This is a genomic window from Colwellia sp. (genome assembly GCF_013215345.1).
Classification (GTDB): Bacteria; Pseudomonadota; Gammaproteobacteria; order Enterobacterales; family Alteromonadaceae; genus Colwellia.
Window position 1 is genome coordinate 1 of record NZ_JABSOV010000167.1, and the last position, 6,263, is coordinate 6,263.

General features: G+C 37.9%; 7 protein-coding genes. 2 read left to right on the top strand and 5 right to left on the bottom strand.

Translation table 11 applies throughout. The features are described from left to right. Positions 1–352 (bottom strand): sigma factor (locus HRT50_RS17100; RefSeq protein ID WP_291616728.1); only part of this gene is annotated, 352 nt, incomplete at its 3' end. A 249-nt stretch (positions 353–601) separates the two neighbouring features. On the opposite strand from HRT50_RS17100, the gene arsH reads away from it, so the two are divergent. Beyond that, positions 602–1,276, top strand: coding sequence for an arsenical resistance protein ArsH (gene arsH / locus HRT50_RS17105; protein ID WP_291616730.1), 675 nt, complete (start codon positions 602–604; stop codon positions 1,274–1,276). Between the two features lie 92 nt (positions 1,277–1,368). On the opposite strand, the gene HRT50_RS17110 is transcribed toward arsH, so the two are convergent. From HRT50_RS17110 to HRT50_RS17125, 4 genes are all read right to left on the bottom strand, one after another. Further along, on the bottom strand, positions 1,369–2,994 hold the full coding sequence (locus HRT50_RS17110) for an ATP-binding protein (RefSeq protein ID WP_291616732.1): 1,626 nt from the start codon (positions 2,992–2,994) through the stop codon (positions 1,369–1,371). Further along, positions 2,991–3,146: a hypothetical protein gene (locus tag HRT50_RS17115; RefSeq protein ID WP_291616734.1), complete on the bottom strand. Its 156-nt coding sequence runs from the start codon at positions 3,144–3,146 to the stop codon at positions 2,991–2,993. The genes HRT50_RS17110 and HRT50_RS17115 overlap by 4 nt, the downstream gene beginning before the upstream one ends. Positions 3,147–3,379: 233 nt before the next feature. Further along, a complete protein-coding gene (locus HRT50_RS17120; RefSeq protein WP_291616736.1) occupies positions 3,380–4,555 on the bottom strand; it encodes a hypothetical protein in 1,176 nt (391 codons plus the stop codon). An 11-nt stretch (positions 4,556–4,566) separates the two neighbouring features. After that, positions 4,567–5,646 carry a hypothetical protein gene (locus HRT50_RS17125; RefSeq protein ID WP_291616738.1) on the bottom strand — a complete coding sequence of 360 codons (1,080 nt, stop codon included), beginning with the start codon at positions 5,644–5,646 and terminating at the stop codon, positions 4,567–4,569. A 315-nt stretch (positions 5,647–5,961) separates the two neighbouring features. On the opposite strand from HRT50_RS17125, the gene HRT50_RS17130 reads away from it, so the two are divergent. Beyond that, positions 5,962–6,183: a LysR family transcriptional regulator gene (locus HRT50_RS17130; protein WP_291616740.1), complete on the top strand. Its 222-nt coding sequence runs from the start codon at positions 5,962–5,964 to the stop codon at positions 6,181–6,183. The last annotated feature ends 80 nt before the right edge of the window (positions 6,184–6,263 follow it).

A 6,263-nucleotide genomic window follows, 5' to 3' on the forward strand; every position in this document is an offset into this window, starting at 1 on the left:
CTATAGCGGTTAGTAAAATCGCATTTTCAAACGGTAGTGCATTAATAAAGGGTGAGATACAGTTTGATAAGTCAATGGTGGCCAACTGAAAATAATCCTCTGGACAGTAACCTTCAATATTGGCATCATGGACACGACCTTTCTTGCGGTAATAGTCAATAATAGTGTTATTAGCTATCTGAAATAACCAAGACTTCACACTCTTTTGTGTTTTTACTGTAGCTAAGTTGTTATAGGTTTTTATCAATATATCTTGTAATAAATCGTCTACATCGGCTTCATTAGAAATCTTCGCATGTAAAAACCGCTTTAAAGCAGTTCTGTATTCTTTCCATATATATTCTATGTTCATTTTACTGGCAATCTCCGGCTCTCACCCAAGGCTTTAATTGTTTAAATGCCTCAGTGAGGTATTTCTGTAACCCTACTTCGATACTCGTTCAATTAGCACCTTAGGGGAACGAGTATATCTTAGTCCAACGATAAACTGAAAAGGCGAAGAAACCGAGTTAAATACTTATTGTTAATGTTTTATCATTTATTTTTCGTCTTTTAGTTATGTTAACCGTCTTATGGGTAAATGAACTAATTAGAGAATGATATGAACTTCTTACAAAACGAACAATTTAACCTAAAGCCTACCGTTAACAATATCAGTATCCATAAACCAAGAGTATTAATGTTATATGGCTCTTTGCGTGAAACTTCATTTAGTCGATTAACCGCTGAAGAAGCAGGGCGTATTTTGACAACAATGGGCGCTGAAGTTAAGTTTTTTAATCCTAAAGGGCTGCCATTATTTGATAACAATGACTCTGCAGATCATCCTAAGGTAATAGAGCTGAGAGAATTAGTGCAATGGTCTGAAGCACAAGTTTGGTCGTCACCGGAGATACACGGCAACATGTCCGGCGTAATGAAGACCCAAGTCGACTGGATACCTTTGTCAATGGGCGCAGTTAGGCCGACTCAAGGAAAAGTCTTAGCAGTTATGCAAGTCACTGGGGGCTCACAAAGTTTTAATGCAATCAACAATATGAGAATATTAGGCCGTTGGATGAGAATGTTAACAATCCCGAACCAATCATCGGTAGCAAAAGCTTATAACGAGTTTACTGAAGAGGGCATAATGAAAGCGTCCCCTTATAGAGAACGTATTGTTGATGTGATGGAAGAGTTAATGCGTTTCACTTATTTAACCAGAGATCAAAGTGAATTTTTACTAGACAGATACAGCGAGAGGCTTGCCGGTCAACCAAAATTAATCGCTATGTAACGGCATATAAACTACTTTTGCGCTAGGTCTCAGTTACTAGTGCAATCCACCACTATAGACTATAGACTATAGACTATGAAATATTTTAATAACTATTTTTCCGCGGTAACTTTTAATGAGTCATTAAATGGCAACATGATTTCAAATACTACGCCGTCACCCTGACAATCATGACAAATAATTGTTCCTTTAAACAGCTGAACAATAATATTGTAAATAATGTGCAAACCCAAACCACTGCCACCGCTATTTCGACCTGTAGTATAGAAGGGTTCAAAAATCTTTTTGTGCAATTTTTCTGGAATGCCTTTGCCATCATCCTGATAACGAATAGTCATGTAATCGGTGCTCACCTCAACTTTAATAGAGATAATGCCATTGGTAATGCCATCAAAACCATATTTGACTGAATTGGTGATTAAATTAGTGATCACTTGCGATAAGGCACCAGGAAAACTATCTAGCTCTAACACCTCTGAGCAATCAATCAATACTTGCTTGACGTGACCTTGGGTTTTCGGTCTAAGGGAGTTTACAATCGCTTTAAGATAAGTATTAACATTGAAAATACGGCGTTCATGACTGGTTTGATCCACAGCAACTTGCTTAAAGTTATCAATTAACTCACAGGCCCTTCGCAGGTTGTAAGCCATTATTTTACCACTGTCCAACGACTTCTTAGTATAAGATTCAAAAACTAGCTTACTTAACTTTCCTTTTTCAGCTTGCAAGATAATGTCTTGAGTTTCTTCTTCAAATATAGAAGCGGCAGTGACACAAATACCAATTGGGGTATTGATTTCATGAGCAACGCCAGCAACCATGCTACCGAGTGCTGCCATAGTTTCTTGCTCGACTAATGAGTCTTGCGTATGTTTAAGCTCTAACAGTGTGTGCTGTAACTCTTCGTTAAACTCTAACATCTTAATTTGAGCCAGTTTACCTTGTCCTATCTCAATATTTAATTTCTCCTGAGATTGCTGGTAGTTAAATTTGAGCCGACCAATTAACAACACCAGGGTAAATAAACCAACAAGGGAAACACCTAATATCAGCCAAGCAAAACCCATGAGGTTAGCTTGTGCTTGTCGTTCAAATTCACCTATAGGCAGAGTAACGTCCAAAATACCGCGTACATCGCCAATTTTCCAGTCTGACTTTGGTGTATCTGGATGACTGTTATGACATTCAACACAATCTGGCCGCATTTGATCTGCAACAGCATAACGTAGTACTCGACTTTCTCCGATGACATCAAAGGAAAAATAGGGCAGTCCCGGCGACTTTTGGAAAAATTCCCATGCCGATTGAGCAAAGTCACCTTGCAAGCCGCCGCTTTCTTTACGCAAAGGAAAAGGAAATGGGCTGGATAGTCTGACTTTAGTACCAACATTGCGTTGACCAATTCTTTTTGCCAGTAACATGCTTAACGTTGCCGGTAATGGAATAGCATCAGGGCGTCCGTGGTAATCATGGACAATGGATATATTACTTGTTTTAAGTCGATTAACGACTTCAGAGGTATAGATGGTACGAAATTCGGTAATTGCGCCAAGATATAATTCGGCATTTTTAATACTTATGGATTCAACTAAGGCACTTTGTTGTTTTTCCATGTACCAGACAATGATGGTGCTGCTGCTGATAAAGAGTAAGATCAACAACAGCCAGGTATTGTTGTATATAAATTGAAAACAGCGCTCTTTAAAAGACTTCATCTAATGGGGTGATCGAGATTAAGTGTCACTTTAAAGATAGCCATCACATCTTCATCTAGGTAGGTCTCCTTGGGTAAAACTCTTTCCTGCCATTTGCCGGTGGCATATTTATTGGATTGATAAAGTAATTTATCAGATATTAATTCATGCATACATAGGCCAAATAGGTAACGCTAACTCTTTGGAAGTATAGACCAAATACATTGAGGATAATTATCTGCTCGGTAACAGAAAAAGACTTCAACAACATTTTTTAAATGGCAGTTATAAAAAAGCTCATGTGAATAAAGAGCTTTATTATAACTATAGGGTTGTAGCAATTCGTACTTAAGGAGACCTATGTGCGGTTTACTTAGCCTTATTGTTAATAACGGCTGTGGTTACTTTACCAAGCAATACTAAGGTTTATCGAATAACGTCTGTCTGATTCATCACCATACTCAGGGCCCGTTTCTTCTTCATAGGTAGCGAAACCCAGTCGGAACACTGATGCAGTAAAATCTATTCCTGCGGTTAAGCCTCCTTGATATACACCTGTGGCAACTTCTAAAGACGACCAACTGTTATCATAAATTAGCCCTGATATACCAAAACGTAAACGTTTAATAAAGTCACTATCTTTATAATCGCTATAACTTACTTTACCGCTTTCATCTAAATTATAGATACGGTATTTATTATCATTAAATAAATCAACATAATCTAGCGCAATACGAGTTTTTTTGATGAAAGGGATAGTCGGCTCAATTGAGGCACCAATATTAACTGTTGTCGGTTGGCCGCCATAGCTATCGTCAAAATCAAGATTACCAATATTCATAATGCTTAAACCAATAGCAGGGTTGAGGTCTTTCATATAAATAAACTGATAAATCACCCCTAAGTCAATCGAGTAACCATCGCTATCACTTTCCATTCTATCGCGAAGTTCATCTCCGATATCGTCACCATTTAATAGATCAGCAGGGGTTAGTTTACCTTCAAAAGATTTCTGAAAAAGGTATTTTGCACCTAGACCAAGCTGTATATTGCCATTACCGACTTTCTTAAAAGTATATGAATATGCAGCTGTTATTCCACCATAGCCACGGCTTTGTACTTCTAGAATGCTATCTATATTGTTGGCATGTGGAGTTAAGTTAACATCCGTAGCGGCCAATAAACCAACAGTCCAAGCATAGTTACCATGGTTTTTGCTTACTGAACTATAGTTAGCAACATCAAGGTGGGTACGTTGACCTGAATATTTCTCTAAAACATCAATGATTTCATCTTCATTATCACTGTCTATAGCATCACTTAAGTCGCTTACAATATCGCTAGCATCAGAGCTGGCGGCGATATTGATACCAAGAAGCTCGACAATAAAGCCATGATCGGTTGGTAAATTGGCAATACCTGCCGGATTAGAGAATACCGAACTGCTGTAACCACCTGATGCTATGTTCGCACCACCCATTCCCATAATGCGCATATCCTTGTATAGATAAGCGAGATCAGCTGCATTTGATAAAGGCGCTAATGTAAGTCCAGCTAGTACTGGCACGATCCATTTGTTCATTATGAAATTCCTTACTGTTTATTTAAATAATTAATAATGTCGTCCATAGTGAAACAATCTTCACCCTCTGGTACTGCGGAACAGCCTTCGCTTTTTATTTCTAATTTAAAGTCATCAATTGACTGTTGAATATCTATTTCACTATCTTGACCAGAGTTTTTAATTACTGCTTCAATACTGTCAAAACCACTATTTAAGGCGTCTAATAAATAATCTTTAATATTAAGGTCTTGTTCGCTTTGACTTAGAGGGCAGGTATAACAGGTATTTAGGTCAGTATCAGTACAAACGGCATAGTCAACCTCACAGTAGTTTTTAGTAAATATGGTACTACCAAGAACGGTTGACTCTAGAAAATACTCCGGCTCACCTTGATAACTGATGGTTAAATAGTTATATGTTTTTTCACTACCGTTACTTGCAGTAAAAGTCACTGCTTCGCTGTTATCTACGGTTACGCCAACTTCACAGTTGTTATATGGTGTTGAGAAGTTTTTATCACTTTTATGCTCATAACTATATTTAAGTGCGCAACTTGAGCGAAGCATCGAAGGGTTATCGCCATTTGTATTGGCAGCCCATGCCGCAACATTGCCACCGGTAAGTGCATCAATGGCCATAGTGGTTTTTAACACATCAATAAAGCCGGTGATCAAACATACAGTTTTTTGTGCCGACGTAGGGAATTCAATTGATTTACAACTGGTAGTTTCTAGATATTCATCAAGCGAAGAACGCGAAATATCTAAGTCTGATAGTGCCGTTGGTGTCGCCGATTCGGTAATTTCAGCAACAAAACTTTCAAAAGTAAGTGCTTCGGTAGCGGTTTCATCTTCAATCATGGCCCGTAAAATAACGGGTAGCGTCAAACCTGACTTGCCTAAATAAGCACTACTTACATCCACCAAATACTCGTTTGTAGGATAGGTTTGCTGGCAACTTTCATCAGCAAGACGGGCAATAGCTGACTCAAACTTACCTTTGTCTAAATCGTTTTGAACGTAATAACGACACAGTTCACTTTCGGTATCATCACAACCGGTAATTAATAAACTCGCGGGAATTAAAGCGAGTAGATAAGCTGTTTTCATGGCAATTTCCTTATGCTATTCAAAAATATACTTTTTAATTTAAGTTGTTGGTATTTATTAACTCTTGAAAGTATAGGAAAGCTTTTGAAATAAGCCTGCTTAACAACTGATGTTAATAAAATTATTACATGAACCGTATTAGAGCGAATGAAGTAATAATGAATCAAAGTGGGCTGTTAAGTTATATAAGAGAGCTGGCGCAACTTTTGTATACACGGTGTATTTTCTTGATTGGGCTATTTAATTTCCCATAAAAACAGGGTATAAAAGGGCGCCAACCACCACTTTTCTAGCTATTGGAATGCCTGTTTATTTATGAAGCAACTCGACCTTAATTCTTTATCTGTGTTTATTACGCTTTATCATGCGGGGTCGACTCAAAAAGCCGCTTTAAAACTTAACCGCTCACAATCTTATGTCTCTAAGGTACTAGCAAAATTAACAGAAGACCTTGGCGAGCCATTATTTGTACGTACGTCTGCTGGACTAGAGCCAACAAGCTACGCAAACAATAACTACGGAATTTTCGGGTATTAAATTTTTGATATGGTTATTACTAATCAAAAAGTTTTTTACCTCTTAACTCAGGGGATTGTTCACGATATCTGCATCTTTAA